The organism is Desemzia sp. FAM 23988 (genome assembly GCF_045528365.1).
Classification (GTDB): domain Bacteria; phylum Bacillota; class Bacilli; order Lactobacillales; family Carnobacteriaceae; genus Desemzia.
Map to the genome: position 1 here is coordinate 54777 of NZ_JBGQQS010000002.1, position 17164 is coordinate 71940.

15 protein-coding genes and 1 pseudogene are annotated in these 17164 nt (G+C 36.4%); 13 read left to right on the forward strand and 3 right to left on the reverse strand.

Features of this window, described 5'->3' with window-relative positions; all coding sequences use genetic code 11:
- The first annotated feature begins 6 nt into the window (after nt 1–6).
- The 4 genes from ACEN4L_RS01715 to trxA all read left to right on the forward strand — a co-directional run bounded on the left by ACEN4L_RS01715 (nt 7) and on the right by trxA (nt 3781).
- A complete protein-coding gene (locus tag ACEN4L_RS01715; RefSeq protein WP_407095624.1) occupies nt 7–303 on the forward strand; it encodes a cell division protein ZapA in 297 nt (98 codons plus the stop codon).
- A 17-nt stretch (nt 304–320) separates the two neighbouring features.
- On the forward strand, nt 321–869 hold the full coding sequence (locus ACEN4L_RS01720; protein ID WP_407095625.1) for a CvpA family protein: 549 nt from the start codon (nt 321–323) through the stop codon (nt 867–869).
- A gap of 123 nt (nt 870–992) precedes the next feature.
- Nucleotides 993–3359 carry an endonuclease MutS2 gene (locus tag ACEN4L_RS01725; RefSeq protein WP_407095626.1) on the forward strand — a complete coding sequence of 789 codons (2367 nt, stop codon included), beginning with the start codon at nt 993–995 and terminating at the stop codon, nt 3357–3359.
- Between the two features lie 110 nt (nt 3360–3469).
- A complete protein-coding gene (gene trxA / locus ACEN4L_RS01730; RefSeq protein WP_407095627.1) occupies nt 3470–3781 on the forward strand; it encodes a thioredoxin in 312 nt (103 codons plus the stop codon).
- A gap of 696 nt (nt 3782–4477) precedes the next feature.
- Here trxA and ACEN4L_RS01735 read toward each other — a convergent pair.
- On the reverse strand, nt 4478–4873 hold the full coding sequence (locus ACEN4L_RS01735) for a transposase (protein ID WP_407095778.1): 396 nt from the start codon (nt 4871–4873) through the stop codon (nt 4478–4480).
- A gap of 232 nt (nt 4874–5105) precedes the next feature.
- Between ACEN4L_RS01735 and ACEN4L_RS01740 the strand changes: the two genes are divergently transcribed.
- Nucleotides 5106–5849 carry an alpha/beta hydrolase gene (locus ACEN4L_RS01740; protein WP_407095628.1) on the forward strand — a complete coding sequence of 248 codons (744 nt, stop codon included), beginning with the start codon at nt 5106–5108 and terminating at the stop codon, nt 5847–5849.
- A gap of 221 nt (nt 5850–6070) precedes the next feature.
- Here the strand turns inward: ACEN4L_RS01740 and ACEN4L_RS01745 are convergent, their stop codons facing one another.
- Nucleotides 6071–6799: a DUF554 domain-containing protein gene (locus ACEN4L_RS01745; RefSeq protein ID WP_407095629.1), complete on the reverse strand. Its 729-nt coding sequence runs from the start codon at nt 6797–6799 to the stop codon at nt 6071–6073.
- Between the two features lie 134 nt (nt 6800–6933).
- Between ACEN4L_RS01745 and ACEN4L_RS01750 the strand changes: the two genes are divergently transcribed.
- The 6 genes and pseudogenes from ACEN4L_RS01750 to ACEN4L_RS01775 all read left to right on the forward strand — a co-directional run bounded on the left by ACEN4L_RS01750 (nt 6934) and on the right by ACEN4L_RS01775 (nt 13762).
- The gene (locus tag ACEN4L_RS01750; RefSeq protein WP_407095779.1) at nt 6934–7845 is read left to right on the forward strand and encodes a LysR family transcriptional regulator; all 912 of its coding nucleotides are present in this window, start codon (nt 6934–6936) and stop codon (nt 7843–7845) included.
- A gap of 113 nt (nt 7846–7958) precedes the next feature.
- Nucleotides 7959–9437 carry a UbiD family decarboxylase gene (locus tag ACEN4L_RS01755; RefSeq protein ID WP_407095630.1) on the forward strand — a complete coding sequence of 493 codons (1479 nt, stop codon included), beginning with the start codon at nt 7959–7961 and terminating at the stop codon, nt 9435–9437.
- A 98-nt stretch (nt 9438–9535) separates the two neighbouring features.
- Entirely contained in the window at nt 9536–10111 is a 576-nt protein-coding gene (locus ACEN4L_RS01760; RefSeq protein WP_407095780.1) for a UbiX family flavin prenyltransferase, read from the forward strand.
- Nucleotides 10112–10113: 2 nt separating this feature from the next.
- Nucleotides 10114–10529, forward strand: a pseudogene (locus ACEN4L_RS01765) (amino acid decarboxylase).
- A gap of 821 nt (nt 10530–11350) precedes the next feature.
- The gene (locus tag ACEN4L_RS01770) at nt 11351–11620 is read left to right on the forward strand and encodes a hypothetical protein (RefSeq protein WP_407095631.1); all 270 of its coding nucleotides are present in this window, start codon (nt 11351–11353) and stop codon (nt 11618–11620) included.
- A gap of 633 nt (nt 11621–12253) precedes the next feature.
- Entirely contained in the window at nt 12254–13762 is a 1509-nt protein-coding gene (locus ACEN4L_RS01775) for a DUF1846 domain-containing protein (RefSeq protein WP_407095632.1), read from the forward strand.
- Nucleotides 13763–14109: 347 nt separating this feature from the next.
- Here the strand turns inward: ACEN4L_RS01775 and ACEN4L_RS01780 are convergent, their stop codons facing one another.
- On the reverse strand, nt 14110–14823 hold the full coding sequence (locus ACEN4L_RS01780; RefSeq protein ID WP_407095633.1) for a Bax inhibitor-1/YccA family protein: 714 nt from the start codon (nt 14821–14823) through the stop codon (nt 14110–14112).
- 197 nt (nt 14824–15020) lie between these two features.
- Here ACEN4L_RS01780 and ACEN4L_RS01785 point away from each other — a divergent pair, with 197 nt between their 5' ends.
- Together ACEN4L_RS01785 and ACEN4L_RS01790 are read left to right on the forward strand one after the other, a co-directional pair.
- Nucleotides 15021–15920 carry an ABC transporter ATP-binding protein gene (locus ACEN4L_RS01785; protein WP_407095634.1) on the forward strand — a complete coding sequence of 300 codons (900 nt, stop codon included), beginning with the start codon at nt 15021–15023 and terminating at the stop codon, nt 15918–15920.
- Complete coding sequence (locus ACEN4L_RS01790; RefSeq protein WP_407095635.1) at nt 15913–17163, forward strand: ABC transporter permease; 1251 nt, start codon at nt 15913–15915, stop codon at nt 17161–17163. The genes ACEN4L_RS01785 and ACEN4L_RS01790 overlap by 8 nt, the downstream gene beginning before the upstream one ends.
- Nucleotide 17164 lies beyond the last annotated feature (1 nt).

The window sequence follows — 17164 nt, forward strand, 5'->3', positions numbered from 1 at the left end:
TGTGCAGTGTCTAAAGATAAAATACGGTATAAAGCAACGATAGCAGGCAAAGAGTATACCATTATCGGGGCACGCTCGGTAAAACATCTGCAAGTCGTGGAAAAAACACTGGATGAACAATTAAAGCAAATCGAACAATTAACTAAAGGATTAGATCCGGAGCGAAGAGCTGTGTTGGCAGCTGTTAATGCGGTTTCAGATCAAATCGAGATGCAGATCAAAATGCAGAGTATGGAAGAAGAAATGCAACTTCTTAAACAACAAATAGAGACTGTTCAACAAAAAGAATTGAACGAACAATAAAAGGGTGAGCAAAAAGTATGTGGATGACCATTGGAATCATTGTTTTTTTATTGATTGGTATATATAGCGGAGCAAGAAGAGGTTTGGTATTACAATTGATTCTTTCGTTAGGTTTTCTAGCCTCTTATTATTTTGCTGGAAAATATTACCTAGCATTAAGCGAATATTTGCAATTGATGATTCCTTATCCATCAGCGTCACTCAACGATTCTTTTGTGTTTTACAATAGCGCATTAGGATTACAATTGGATGAGGCCTTTTATCATGGGATATCTTTCTTGCTGATTTTATTTATTGGCTGGTTATTAACACGTTTTATAGGTGGTTTAGCTCAAGGGGTTAAATTCCTGCCTATCGTTAAACAGGCAAATTCAATCGGCGGGGCTGTATTGAGTGGAATTGTTTCTTATGTAGGTATCTTTTTAGTATTGTTCGTTCTAACGATGCTTCCTATTGATTTTATCCAAGAACAATTTGCCAATAGTGCTTTAGCAAGAATGATCGTGGAGAATACACCAGCACTATCCAACCAGATTTACAATTGGTGGGTAAGTACCATCATTTAATAGGATGTCTAATTTGATAGAAAAAAAGAAATCGTTTCTTCGATACAGCAGAAACGATTTCTTGGCGTATGGATGACTGTTTTTGAACAAAAAGAGAAGAAACAGCTTAAACGAGGTGAAAACATGAATCAAAAAATATTAAAAACATTAGAATTTCAAAAAATCATTCAAGAATTAGCTTTTCATGCATCTTCTAGTCTGGGAAAAGAATTAGTATTAGACTTGAAACCTTCCCAATCTTTGGAAGCGGTGCAGCAATGGCAAGATGAAACAGCTGATGGTGTGCAGATTGAACGGTTACGCGGAAGGATGCCGATACCCAGATTGGAGAATGTTCGACCTCATCTGAAAAGATTGGATATTGGTGCTTCCTTGAACGGTGTAGAAATTTCCCAAATAGGAAAAATATTGACGACAACGACTGAGATCCGCCGTTTTTTTGATGATTTGGAAGAAACGGGAATTGAATTTTATCGGTTGTATGACATCACACAACAATTTGTTACTACACCGCAGTTAAATCAACGTATTCGCTCTACAGTGAATGAAGATGGACATGTTTTGGATGATGCTAGTACTGCTCTAAGAGGCATTCGAACGGGAATCAAAAAAGGGGAGAATGCAGTTCGTGAAAAATTAGAATCGGTTATTCGGGGAAAAAGTGCCAAGTACTTAAGTGATGCCTTGATTACTATTCGAAATGACCGATATGTAGTTCCTGTGAAGCAAGAATACCGAGGATATTTTGGTGGTGTCGTGCACGATCAAAGTTCAACAGGACAGACCTTGTTTATTGAGCCGAAAGCAGTGGTGGAATTAAACAACCGTTTGCGACAATTGCAAATAGAAGAAAGACATGAAGTAGATCGCATCTTAGCGGAATTATCTAATGAGATTGCACCATACAGTAAGGAAATCACTAATAATATGCAGTTGCTTGCTCAGCTAGACTTTATTGGTGCTAAAGCAAGTTATGCGAAAAGTATCCAGGCAGTCAGACCAGAGATTCATTCAGAAAATGAAGTGAAGTTATACAGTGCACGCCATCCTTTGTTGGATCAAGATGCTGTAGTAGCAAATGATATCTTTATTGGGGGTGAGTATCAAGCTGTCGTTATTACCGGTCCGAATACTGGTGGGAAGACCGTTATTTTGAAAACTTTAGGGTTACTTCAATTAATGGGGCAGTCAGGGTTACAAATTCCTGCAGCTGAAGAAAGTCAAATCGGTATTTTTCATGAAGTATTCGCGGATATTGGCGACGAGCAATCCATTGAACAAAGTTTAAGTACTTTTTCTTCTCATATGACGAATATCGTTTCGATATTGAGAAAAATGGACGATAAGAGTTTGATTATTTTAGACGAACTAGGCGCTGGGACGGATCCACAAGAAGGAGCAGCTTTAGCCATTGCGATTTTAGATCAAATTGGTTCAATTGGCAGCTCTGTTATGGTAACCTCTCATTATCCGGAATTAAAAGTTTATGGATACAACCATGCTAAAACGATCAATGCGAGTATGGAATTTGATGTAGATACATTGAGTCCAACATATCGTTTGCTGTTTGGTGTTCCTGGTAGAAGTAATGCTTTTGAGATTTCTAAGCGATTGGGTCTGAGTCCAGACATCATTCAAAATGCTCGTCACTTAATTGATGGAGAAACGCAAAACCTGAATGAAATGATTGCTGATCTAGAAAATACCCGTAAGATGACAGAAATGGAATACCAAGAAGTAAGAGAACACGTCGATGAAGCCGATGCTTTATTACAAGATCTAAAAACTGCTGTTCAAGACTTTTGGCACGAGCGAGATGAATTAGTGAAGAAAGCTAGACTTAAAGCCAATCAAACCATTGAAGAAGCACAAGAAGAAGCTGAAAAAGTCATTGCTGACTTGCGTAATAAACAAGTGGAAAGCGGATTTGACGGTTCTGTAAAAGAACATGAATTTATTGATGCGAAGACTCGTTTAGCAAATTTAAAACACGAAGAAGCACTAGCCAAGAACAAAGTCTTGAAAAAAGAAAAGGCTAAACAATCCTTGAAACCAGGAGATGACGTTAAAGTTCAATCATTCGGACAAAAAGGAACGATCGTTGAAAAAGCTGGCGATAAACAATGGGTTGTTCAAATGGGGATGTTGAAGATGAAACTAGATGAAAGTGATCTAGTATTGACAGCTCCTGAAAAAGAACCGGCTCGTAAAATGACCTCCTTAAAATCAGCTAGTCAAAGTCATGTATCTCCTCAATTGGATCTGCGAGGCGAACGATATGAAAATGCATTAGCCCGAATGGATCAATACTTGGATTCGGCGCTATTAGCTAATTACCCGCAAGTAACCATCGTCCACGGGAAAGGCACCGGAGCATTGCGTAAAGGTGTAACAGAGGCCTTAAAACGGCATCCATCGGTTAAAGGATTTAGTTATGCTCCCGCCAATCAAGGTGGAAATGGTGCAACAATTGTAGAATTCAAAAATTAGAGCATAAGGGTAGAAATTTATTTTAGAGTTTGTTATAATATGAATAACTAGAACTTACTATTTATAAGTTAAGTGAATGTAGTAAGGAAATTTATAGGAGGAATTCAACTATGGTACAAGCAGTAACAGATGCAACTTTTGAAACAGAAACAAAAGATGGCTTATCAGTAACAGATTTTTGGGCAACTTGGTGTGGGCCATGCCGTATGCAATCTCCAGTCTTAGATGAATTAGACGAAGAAATCGGCGATGAAGTAAAATTTGTTAAAATGGACGTAGACGCAAACCCTCAAATTCCAGCTTCATTTGGAATTATGAGTATCCCAACATTACTAGTGAAAAAAAATGGCGAAGTAGTAGATAAATTGATCGGCTACCACAGCAAAGAGCAAATTGAAGAAGTGTTGGAAAAACACAAATAAACGATTTTTGAAGGAAGTTAGGTATAGAACCTAGCTTCTTTTTCTTAGCTTTTAAGCAAGTTATTTTGGTTCTACAATATGTGATGTCGGTTCTGAATAATTCATAGTTTTATGAGTTGATACTCAAAACTCGTGTTTATTCATCCATTTGGGGCGTAGAGTACCTAGAAGTAAACCATGATGATGAAGAATGAGCGTTGAACATCAAGGAAGAAGTTTCCTTGATGAAAAATGGTGTTTGGACATCAAGGAGCAAACTGCCTTGATGAAGAATAGTATTTGAACATCAAGGAGCAAACTGCCTTGATGAAGAATGGTGTTTGAGCATCAAGGAGAAAACTTCCTTGATGAAGAATGGTGTTTGAACATCAAGGAGCAAGTTTCTTTGATGAAAAATGGTGTTTGAGCATCAAGGAGCAAACTGCCTTGATGAAGAATGGTGTTTGAACATCAAGGAGCAAGTTTCCTTGATGAAGAATGGTGTTTGAACATCAAGGAAGAAGTTTCCTTGATGAAAAATGGTGTTTGAACATCAAGGAGCAAACTGCCTTGATGAAGAATAGTATTTGAACATCAAGGAGCAAACTGCCTTGATGAAGAATGGTGTTTGAACATCAAGGAGCAAACTTCCTTGATGAAAAATGGTGTTTGAACATCAAGGAGGAAGTTTCCTTGATGAAAAATGGTGTTTGGATATCAAGGAGCAAACTGCCTTGATGAAGAATGGTGTTTGAACATCAAGGAGGAAGTTTCCTTGATGAGTAACAGTTTTTCCAGTATTTTTTCTGTTGCTTCTGAAAGAAGCCGAGAGATAGTCGACTGTGAACTTCCTTCATCTTCATTTAAGATGAGCTTACAAATGGAATCATGCCGCAAGGAATTGGCTGTGCTATCCGCCTTATAACCTGAAATGATTTGATACAGTAATTGAAGAAAAGTTGTGTCTTTTGAATGGGGAAAGTATTTTCGATTATCTTCAAAGTACACATTTTTCTTTGTCAATTGGTCAAAATGAATCTTTTCAAGGAATTCACGTATTAGAATGAGTCCACCATAGGAAGATAATTCTTCATTTTTTGAAGAAATTTGAATATTTTTTGTTGAAACTTAAACGATTATCACGTGAATTTGACATATAGAACCCCTCTGTTTTGTATTTTTATCAAAATCTACATTAACAGAAAGGTTTTTTTTACATGCACCAAATGGGTGAAAAAGGAAATTTCTTTACCAACATTAGAAGATGAAGAACCGTTATTTTAGCGGCTAAAATGCTATGCTGTTCTAAGAAATCCTAATATGAACAAAAAGGAGTCGTTGCCGAATGAAACAGAAAAAATTAAAAACAGGACTGATCATTGTAGGAGTGCTGGTGCTGATTTTAAGTGCAGCTTTTACCTGGTATGTTTCTTCAGCTTATGAACCAGAAGAAAGAGCCATTGAAGCTCTATCCACTACAAATCAAGTGGAAGTGGTAAAGACTGAGGATCATTTCCTGTTCAAACCAAACGAAAACCTATACGATGCTGGATTAGTATTTTATCAAGGCGGAAAAGTAGAAGAAGAAGCTTATGCGCCTTTAATGCAGCGCATAGCAGAAAAGGGAATAGAAGTTTATTTGCTGAAAATGCCGTTTAACTTGGCGGTTTTTGATAGTCAAGCGGCAGGTAAAGTAATACAAGAAAATGAAAATATCAGTAACTGGTATGTTTCAGGCCATTCTCTAGGCGGAGTTATGGCATCTTCATTTGCAGAAGATCACTCTTCACTTTTAAGAGGAGTTATCTTTTTAGCTTCTTATCCAGCAGGAGAATTATCTCAGACATCACTAGATTCACTTTCTATTTATGGGACCAATGATGAAGTATTAAATATGGATTCCTACTTAGAAGCATTTAGTGAGTTGCGCAAATTAACAGAAATTGTTATAGAGGGCGGTAACCATGCTCAGTTTGGAAATTATGGTAATCAAGCTGGAGATGGTAAAGCCGTTATATCAGCCGTTGAGCAACAAGAAATAACGGCCTATAACGCATTAGAGTTTGTGAAAAAAACGTATACTAAATAAATGGAAGAAACATCCGAGAATAATAAAGTAGTATGTTTATTACTTTAACCATATTAGAGTTATGCAAAAGTGGTTTGACCACTGAATACAAATAGAACTCCAATTATGAGATTTTTTTGTCATAATTGGAGTTCTATTTGTAGGCATGTTTCAAGCTTTTAGAACACGTTCAAAAATACAGTCTTAATTAAGAAGACAAGGTTGTGGGCTTTTTCCCCATTCTAAAGTAATGGTAAAACCCAATTTACCCAGACCCAGCTTAAGGGCATGATAAGGATCATTGCGGGAATCATGTCAGCAACTGGAAACATCTTTATTTTGATCATCCGGAAACCAGTAGCCAACATCAAAAAACCACCGCAAGCTTTAAAGTCTAGAATCATATCAGGTGTAGTTAATGGGAAGATGATTGTTGCTAATAAAAACAAGATATAAAAGAAAATAAATTGTGGAATAGCTATAATTGAAACGACATAGCCTAAATTACAAGCAAAAATAGCAGCAGTAAAAAAATCAAGAATCGATTTTGCAATCAAAATTGAACTGTCACCGGTCATGCCAGAATCTAAACTACCATAGATACCAGTACCGCTAGCACAAAAGAGTACAATTACTGTAATTAGTGTACTGATGAATTCATCTTGTGACATTCCGTGCTTATCATTTGGAAATAACTTGGAAATAGGGCGTTGCATCAACATTGCCCCTTGATTGATGTAGTTTCCCAAATGTACAGCTAAACCAATTCCAGTCCCAATCACTAAGGCAAAAATAACTGCCGGCATATACTTCATGGGTGCAATAGAAAAAATTCCCATCCCCATTGAGCAAACTCCAAAAATCATAGTGATTTCTGTTTTAAATTTCTCTGACAGTTTATCTCCTAAAAAGCCGCCGGCTAAACCCCCAAGTAAAACTGACAATGCATTGATAATAACTCCTGTTGGCATAAAAATAAAACTCCTCTCGAAAAAATGTATGGTAGACCTTAATGACAAATTATCTTAATCCACCACAAAAAATTTAATGCGAATTTATTCTAGCAACTTATATTTCTCATACCAATTCAAATTTTTGGTACAGTATTCTTAAATGGAATAGTAAGGAAGGATTAAAAGGGGAAATTCAGAAATTAGAGATTTTTATTGATTTGACAAAAACACAAAATTACACAGAAACAGCTGAACGACAATATACAACTCAAGGAAATGTCTCTAAACAAATTATAGCTTTAGAAAAAGAATTGGCTGTTAAATTATTTCACCGGTCACATCGTACAATTGAATTAACAGAAGCGGGAAAATTAGCATTGCCTTATGCTAAAAAAGTTGTGGAACAATATTACTCTTTAAAAGAAACCCTAAGGGAGTATGAAACGGAAAGAAATTTAATGTTAACTGTTTATTCCATTCCTACCATGCCGAATTATGAAGGCTTTTCAAGGTTAACTGATTTTGTGAAGCAACATCCTGAAATCCAAGTCCAATTAAAAGAATCTGAAAGTGCTGCATTAGTTCCTTTTCCATGGGACGGGAACAGCACAATCGTTTTTGCAAGAACTTTCAGTCCATTAGCAGGGAATTTTGAAACGATTATGACTGAGAAAGATCAATTTGTCGCGCTCCTGCCTGAACAGCATACTTTAGCAAGAAAAAATAACATTCATTTATCTCAGTTGCAAAATGATAACTTTCTTTTGTTAGGAAAAGAGACGAATCTTTACGAACCGGTTATTGACTTATGTCATCAAGTGGGCTTCCATCCTAATATTACGTATAAAGGAACTAGAATTGACCTCATTATGAACATGGTTTCTAACGAATTTGGGGTATCAATTGTGATGGAAAAAACGGTGACCAATTTATTAACAGATAAGGTTGTGATAGTTCCTATTACACCAAATAAAACGACTTATTTGTCATTTATAAGAAGAAATGGAGAACATGCATTGGCTTCAGAACTCTTTTGGTATTATTTGCAAAATGATGCAGAATGAATAGTTGTTTAAACTATATTCCATTATGGAATAATTGACTTACGAAGTAGAATTGTATTTATCCTCCTTGGACTCTAGAATTAACCTGTAGTCAAAACAAGGAGGAATTTTTAATGTTATCAAATCAACCATATGATTTACGTAAAGTTCTCGAAGAATTAAAAAATATAGATGGACAATACCATGAAACAGATATTGAAATTGATCCAGAAGCAGAGCTGTCTGGAGTGTATCGTTACATCGGTGCTGGCGGGACAGTACAACGACCTACACAAGAAGGACCCACTATGATGTTCAATAATATCAAAAACTTTCCTGGTAAACGAGTAACTATTGGTATCATGGCTAGTAGGAAACGTGTTGGAGAAATTTTCCACCATGATTACAAAACATTAGGTAAACTATTGCAAAAATCTGTTGAAAATCCTGTTAAACCAGTAAAAATTTCTAAAGAAGAAGCCCCTGCTCAAGAGGTTGTACACTTAGCAACTGATCCAGGATTTGATATACGTAAAATTATTCCAGCGCCAACAAATACAGAATATGATGCTGGTCCTTATATCACTATGGGGGTTGTCTTAGGCTCAGACCCAGAAAAAACAATGAGTGATGTAACGATTCACCGTATGGTATTAGAAGATGAAGACACAATCGGTATGTATGTTATGCCAGGAGGTCGTCATATTGGACATTTCCAAGAGCAATTTGAAAAATTGAACAAACCTATGCCTATTACGATTAATATTGGTTTAGATCCGGCCATCAGCATTGGAACGACTTTTGAACCACCCACAACACCGCTTGGATACAATGAATTATGGGTAGCAGGAGCTTTGCGCAACGAACCGGTTCAGATTGTGGATGGTGTGGTTGTTGACGAAGTGAGCATTGCTCGCTCTGAATTTGTTATTGAAGCTGAGATTATGCCGAATGTAAGAATGCAAGAAGATATTAACACTCAAACAGGTCATGCTATGCCTGAATTTCCTGGTTATAACGGGGATGCAAATCCAGCAGTGAACGTCGTTAAAGTTAAAGCTGTTACACATAGAAAAGATAACCCAATCATGCAAACAACGATCGGACCCAGTGAAGAACACGTTTCAATGGCTGGAATCCCTACTGAAGCAAGTATTCTTGGATTAGTCGATAAAGCTATTCCTGGAAAAGTAACGAACGTATACAATCCTCCTGCTGGAGGCGGTAAATTCATGTCAATTATACAAATTCATAAAGAAACTGAGGCAGATGAAGGAATTCAACGTCAAGCGGCTATCTTAGCTTTTTCTGCTTTTAAAGAATTAAAAACCGTTATTTTAGTTGATGATGATGTAGACATTTTCGACATGAATGATGTTATGTGGACATTAAATACGCGTTTCCAAGGAGATAAAGATATTATGGTCCTTTCAGGCATGCGTAATCATCCATTAGATCCATCCGAGTTACCTCAATACAATCCGTCAACGATTCGGTTCCGTGGTATGAGTTCTAAGACTATTCTTGATGGTACTGTACCATTTGATATGAAAGAAATATTTGTACGAGCTCAATTCAAAGAAGTTGAAGATTGGGAAAAATACCTTAAGTAAGAGAATAATTTTAAATTTGTAGAATTATCACAAAAATAAAATGTAATAAATTAACGATATGTAGACTGTTTTTAAATCAATGAAAGAAGTGACTTTTTATAGTGAATCGTAAAAAAAGAATAGTGATTGGTGTAAGTGGAGCTTCTGCAATGATTTATGCAGTTGACTTAATTAAAAAACTAAAAGAGATTCCTGATGTGGAGACTCATGGAGTGATCAGTACTTGGGCTGGTGAAAATTTAAGACAGGAATCAGATATGACTTTACGTGAAATGAGAGATTTATTTGATTATCATTACTCTGTGAATGATTTGGGTGCTGCAATTGCAAGCGGATCTTTCTTAACTGATGGCATGGTCATTATACCTGCTAGTATGAGGACAGTAGCCGCTATTTCCCTTGGATTGGGTGATAACTTAATTACTCGTGCAGCGGATGTAACTTTGAAAGAGCAACGCAAATTAATATTGGTACCTAGAGAAACGCCATTGAGTGCAATTCATCTAGAAAATTTAACTAGATTAGCAAAATTGGGTGTTCAAATTATTCCACCTATTCCTGCTTTTTATAATCAACCCAAAACGATCCAAGATTTAGTTGATCATCATTCTATGAAAATTTTAGATTCATTAGGAATTGAGAATACTACTGGAGGGCGTTGGAAAGGAGAATAAGCATGGCAGTGGAAGAGAAATACTTTCATACTACTATGGAAAATTATTCTATGCAAGCTAGTGTAAAAGTAATTGGAAAAGATCTGATTATTTCGATTACTGGAGGGGAGACCCCTCATATTGGTACCATTACTACCTTTACCCAAGAATCGGAATTAGAAACTATCCGATTTCCCAGCCATTCAGGGCGTTTTCATAAAGATGATGTCTTAGCAAAAAAATTGCTTTACTGATCAAAGAAGAAATTCCAGGGCATTGCGTTATCACTTCTGGGGTTCATGTCAATCACATCACAAAAGAACAAATACTTGCTTCTTCCAGTATGGCAGGTATTCTTGGAGAACAAATACTTGCTTGGATTAAAGCCACTGACTTTCAAATAACAGAGCCTATTTACTATCAAAAAGGAATAGAATAATAATTGAAAAACTGCAAAAAAATAAAAATAGAATCATTTCCAATGACAATTTTATAAAATTGTCTTATCCCATTAGGATCAAATATCTATAAAGCAAATCCGCTCTTACTAATGAGCCGTTCATTCATTAGTCGAGAGCGTTTTTTTGTTTAGTCGATGATATAATAAAGGCTACCTATTTTATGGCGTTGGTGAGGAAAGCACTGAAGGAAACGAGGTTATTGGGTGAGAGCCATAGGGCTGCTTGGAGGGTGCCGAAGCATTGGATTTTTAGCTACGTACGGATACGGTATGTGCATCGAAGCGGAGAACAGACAAGGATAGGTACATGCCACTAGCGCCTCCTTGCTTGCAGCCTTTACATGGCTACCAGTAATCTTGATCCCTCCATAAATTTCGAGAAGTTAGTATTTAAGCAACTTAGATTTTCTACCAACCTTAGATGATGAAGAATTTAGATATATTGGACTGTAAGGAATTCTATAGCATAGTACTATTAATCAGTATTTATTAAAATTGACCTTGAATATAAATTTCGAAAAGAATTGTCCATATATTTGTGACAAAATTAATACGTCTCTAAAAAAAAGTATACTTTCTATACTAATTTGCTATAATTGGTTCATAAAAATGATAAATCCATAGAAACACCATCTTTCGTACTGTTCGTTTGTTGAAAAGACACCGTCAAAAAAGGACATTTTTTCTGTTTCGGTACATAGGAAACAGGTAATTAAAGGTTATAAGCATGCAGAGAAGAATGGTAAAACAGTCAAAATTCAAATTTCTCATTTTTTTAGTATTATGGGAGGCGTCAAGCTATGAATGAACAAGTATTAGATGAAGCTGTAGATAAATATGAGATGATTTTTGAAGGAAATAAAGTGACGCGGACATTAACCGTATGCGCGGAAGATTTGATTGAAAATGCAGACGGTCAATTGGATTGTCCATTGGAGTATGTGTTGCGTAGAAATCAATTGTCTATTAGTGATTTAAATGCATTATCTCCAGAACGGGCTATTTTCGTGCATAAAAAGGGAGAGAAATCGACTATCTTAAACGAGATCGTTTTAAACGTGAACTTTTGATTTTTCTAAAGGAGAAGAATCCTGTTATGAACAAATGTACTTGTTCATAACGGGATTTTTTTGTTTGGAACGTGACAAGAGATACTTTATACTGTGTGAAAAAGGAGAAGAGTCATGAAATCACTTTATATTCCAACAGATAATGGGAATTATACTGTTGCGTGTCGGGAAAAGGACTGCCTTTGTTGTTGCTGCATGGAAATGGAGAAAGTTCTTCTGTTTTTCAACACCAAATAACTTTTTTTTAGTCATTTTTATACTGTGATTGCATTAGATACTCGAGGCCACGGAGAATCTGAACATGGAGAGGGCAAGTTGTCTTTTCAACAGTTTGCTCATGATCTATAAATCGTGCTGGATTATTTAATTTGTTCGCTATATCTTTTTTAAAAAATCATTGAATCTTCAGCTAAAGATACTATAATAGATAAGGGCGATAAAATCGGTTTTTATGAATAGTTGAAAATAAGGTAAGGTTAAAACGTATAGAAAACCGAGTTTTCGAGATGCGTATAAATTAGAGCTGATAAAAAAGCTCTATTTTTTATTTTTGGAGAAAATAGCGATAGTACACAAGTAATCCAGTCTTCACAATATAAAGAGGATTGAGTGGATAATATATGGAGGGTTTATATGGAAAAATTAGGATTTGATCCGCAAAAATATATCGAGGAGCAAACAAAATATATCTTAGAACGAGTGAATAATTACGATAAGTTATACTTAGAGTTTGGTGGTAAATTGATTGGGGATAAGCATGCTAAGCGTGTCTTGCCTGGATTTGATGAAGATGCAAAAATCAAGTTGCTGCAAAAGTTGAAAGATAAATCTGAAATTATTATTTGTGTTTATGCTGGAGATATTGAACGCAATAAAATTCGGGGCGATTACGGTATTACGTATGATATGGATGTCTTCCGTTTGATCGATGAATTGAGAGAATATGAATTGGAAGTAAATAGTGTGGTTATTACACGATACCATGGTCAGCCGTCTACAAAGATGTTCATCAACAAATTGGAGCGAAGAGACATCAAAGTCTATACTCATGAATCCATTGAAGGGTATCCATCCAATTTAGATGTGATCGTCAGCGAAGAAGGATTTGGGAAAAATGCTTATATCCCCACAACTAAACCGATCGTGGTAGTTACGGCACCAGGCCCAGGAAGTGGGAAATTAGCAACCAGCTTGAATCAGTTGTATCATGAACGTCGTCACGGGAAAATAGCCGGCTATTCTAAATTTGAGACTTTTCCAGTGTGGAATGTCCCTTTGAAACACCCTTTAAATATTGCTTATGAAGCAGCTACGGTAGATTTAAAAGATGTCAATATGATTGATAACTTTCACTATGAAAAATACAATGAAATTGCGGTAAATTACAATCGGGATCTAGAAACGTTCCCTGTTATCAAACGAATCATTGAAAAAATTACTGGAAAAGAATCTGTTTTTCAATCTCCAACCGATATGGGTGTCAACCGAGTTGGATTTGGGATCATTGATGATGAGGTAGTAAAAGAAGCCTCTAAACAAGAAATTATCCGCAGAAGCTTTGCGACGGAAGCCGATTTTAAAAAAGGTCTGGCGGATGAAGAAGTCTTGAATCGGATGAAACTGATTATGGAAGAAGTAGAATTAAAACAATTAGATCGTGTTCCTGTGGGACCAGCTCGCAGATATGCAGAAAAAGTTAAAAAACATTCAGATACCAATGATATACAAGCTGTCATTGCTTTTGAGTTGCAAGATGGCAGAGTAATTACAGGAAGAACTACGCCTTTGATGGATTCTAGTTCAGCAGCCATTCTAAATTCGATCAAAGAATTGGCGAATATTTCAGACGACATCCATTTATTATCGCCAATGATTTTAGAGACCATTCAAAATATGAAAAAAAATGATCTGCACAGTAAACTGCCGACTTTGAAAGCCAGTGAAATACTGATCGCATTAGCCATCAGTGCCGTGACCAACCCAATGGCTCAATTGGCTTACAGCAAATTAGCTCAATTAAATGGAGTGCAAGCTCATTCCACAGTGATGCTGAACAGCGACGATGAACAAGTTTTGCGGAAATTAGGCATTGACGTCACTAGCGACCCAGCTTACCCATCAGAAAATTTATATTATTTATAGAGAGCGGAGCATGTCGTTCAGCTCACCGGACAAAACACCCAAGGCGACAGTTAGGTGGTTTTTCCTAACAGTCGCCTTGAGTGTTTTGGTAGAGAGAGCTGCCATGCGCAGCTCGTTTAAAAGCAGAGAGCGGAGCAAAGCGTTTAGACCATCGAATATAAACTCATCCCTAACAGCCAGAGGTACTTTCCTGACAGTTGGGGATGAATTGATAGGCGTATGGTCTGCTTTGCGCAGCTCGTTTGAAACCAGAGAGCAGAGCATGGCGCTAATATGCAAAAAAATAAAGGAAGGGATTTTTCCCTTTCCTTTATTTTTTTGCTTTAATGAGTGATTTTAGCTCTTATTTATCTGCGTTTTCCAAAAATACGCAAAATAGCTAAGAAAATATTAATGAAATCTAAGTATAATTCTAGAGAGCATCCAATGGCCACGCTGCTGGCAAGGGCTGTTCCTCCATAGTAACTGTAAACTTTTTTACATTTTTGCGTATCATAGGCTGTTAGACCCACAAAAATGAGAACTGTGATAATGGAAAGAATGAAATCAGCGGCAGTACTTTGTAAGAAAAATAGATTTACTAGTGAAGCAATGATTAATCCAAGCAACATGCTCATCAAGATTCCACCTAATGAAGATAGATCCTTCTTAGTTACAAAACCAATTAAACTCATAACAGCGAATAGTGCAAATGTAGAAACGAAAGCATTTAGAATACTAGCTGTTGTATAAGCTAATAAGACGAGCGTTAATGTCATACCGTTCACAATAGAATACAAAATAAATTTCACAGCATAATTTGCTGGGCTTTTCACTTTTTCGGGATTAAAGCGAAAACTGAATACCAAAACTAATTCTAAAATAATGAAACCATAAAAAGCCATTCCATTTGTGGCGGTCATCAAATTCCAAAACGCGTTAGCAATCGGCGTATAAGTATAAAGTAATAAGTAAACCATTAAAGCACTAAGCAAAATTCCTCCAGCCATCCAAGCATAGATACTTGCCATAAATTGTGGAAAGCCACTTTTTGAATCCATAACTTTCTGTTGATTGTCCATGTGCATTCTCCTCTAAATAATAATCTTGCGATAAATAAGTTAAGTTCATCTTATTCTAACCAACTTCATGATGAAGGTCAAAATATTTGACAGATATCATGAAAAAATATAGGAAATATTTTTGAAACTTAAATAGGTATGCTACTATTGAAAATGTACATAGGTAAGATTTAATTTAGTGAATGGAGGAATAAAATATGTTAGAAGCCAAACATTTAAAAAAGACATTTGGCCCATTGATGGCCGTTGACGATGTTAGCTTTACAATTAAAGAAGGCGAGATTTTAGGAATGATCGGCCAAAATGGAGCTGGGAAAACAACTACATTCCGTTTGATTCTCGATTTTTTAACGTCAGATTCTGGAGAAATTTTATGGAACGGGGAACCGCTGACAAAAGCTGATTATGATATTATTGGTTATTTACCGGAAGAAAGAGGGTTGTATCCTAAAGTAACGATTGAAGATCAGCTGATTTATTTTGGTCGTTTACGCGGGAAAAGCAAAAAAGAAGTAAAATCACTGATCGATATGTGGATGGAAAAATTTCAGGTAAAAGGGAAAAAAACGGATAAAGTAAAATCGTTGTCTAAAGGGAATCAACAAAAAGTTCAATTGATCGCGACGTTACTTCATGAACCCAAATTAGTTATTCTAGATGAACCATTCAGTGGATTAGACCCGGTGAATGCAGGTATTTTAGAAGAAGGGATCAAAGAATTGCGTCAACAAGGGGCCTGTGTTATTTTTTCAAGTCACAACATGAATAATGTAGAGGAAATCTGCGATCATTTATTGATGCTGCGTGATGGATCAGTGGTCTTGAAAGGCACGGTAAAAGAAATACGAGAACAATTTGGCCGTACAAAACTATTCTTGGAAACGCCTATGAGTCAACAAGAGTTAAGTGAACTTCCCGGAGTGAAAAGTGTCAAAACCACTAATGAGGGCGTTTATTTATTGGATTTAGAAGATGCTTCGTATGGGAAACAGATTTTTGATGTTGTAACGAAAGATGGCTTTATTCCAACTTTTAGCCAACAACCTCCCACATTAGAAGAAATTTTTAAATTGAAAGCTGGTGAACCGGGTGAATAAATTTTGGGTTATAGTCGGTGAAGTTTATCGAAAAAATGTCAAGTCGTTAGGTTTTATATCAATGGTTTTTGCACCTATTATTATTTTGTTAGTCATTGCAGCTATCATTTATTTTGTTTCTGAGTCAGAAAATGGCGGAATACCTGAGATTGCTGTACTATCAGATGACCAACAAGTACAAGCTGTTTTTCAAGCTGAGGAAGAACAATTTGAGGTCAACACTGCTATTGCCACGGTTGAAGATGCGGAAACCGCTATGGAAGCTGAAGAACTAGACGGTTATCTAATCGTAGAAGAAGAAAATGGATTGTATCAAGGAAATTATGTCTACTCACCAAACAGCCAAGATGTGGATACTTACTATCTAACTGGGGTTTTGTCTTCGATTCAACAGATTCAGCAAGCCGAAAATCTAGGGTTGACGCAAGAAGATATTGCCAGTATTTTAACACCGGCAACACTTGAACAAACGCGGATTGAATTTGAAGGTGGAGGAATCACCACAACAGAGAGTGCTGAAGACGCTTTACGTATGGGGAGCGCTTATGCTGTGGGGATTGCAGTATTCATGTTTATCATGACCTATTCCAGCATTATTGGAGAAGAAATTGCTTCTGAAAAAGGAACGCGAATCATGGAAGTTATTCTGTCCAGTGTTTCTTCAACCGTTCATTTCTTTGGGAAATTAGTGGCGATTGTACTCATTTGTTTTACACAAATCGCGATATACGTTGTACTGGGATTGATCGCTTTACAACTGAATTTTGTCCAAGATTTGCTTCAAGGAATCGATATCTCTGCTATTTTCCAAGGATTAGTGGGAACGTCGTTAGCTTATTTTATCCTAGGAATCGTTCTCTACGCTATTCTCGCAGCTTTCCTAGGCTCTCTTGTGTCAAAAGTAGAAGATGTTTCAAAAGCTGTTACTCCAATCGTCTTCTTATCACTTGCAGGGTTTTACGCAGGAATGTTTGCCTTTTATAATCCTACCCATATGATTGTAAAAATAGGTTCGTATATTCCTTTGTTTACATCATTTATTATGCCATTTAGAGTTGCGAGTGATACGGTCACAAGTACAGGGGTTATCATATCCATTGTAGTGTTGATAGTATTTGTACTGTTGACTACTTGGTTGTCACTGCTGCTTTACCGCTCAAGTGTCTTGATTTATTCTGATGCAGGTATGTTTAAAACGATGAAAACATCTATTAAATCTATGAGAGCTCAACAAAAAGTATAGT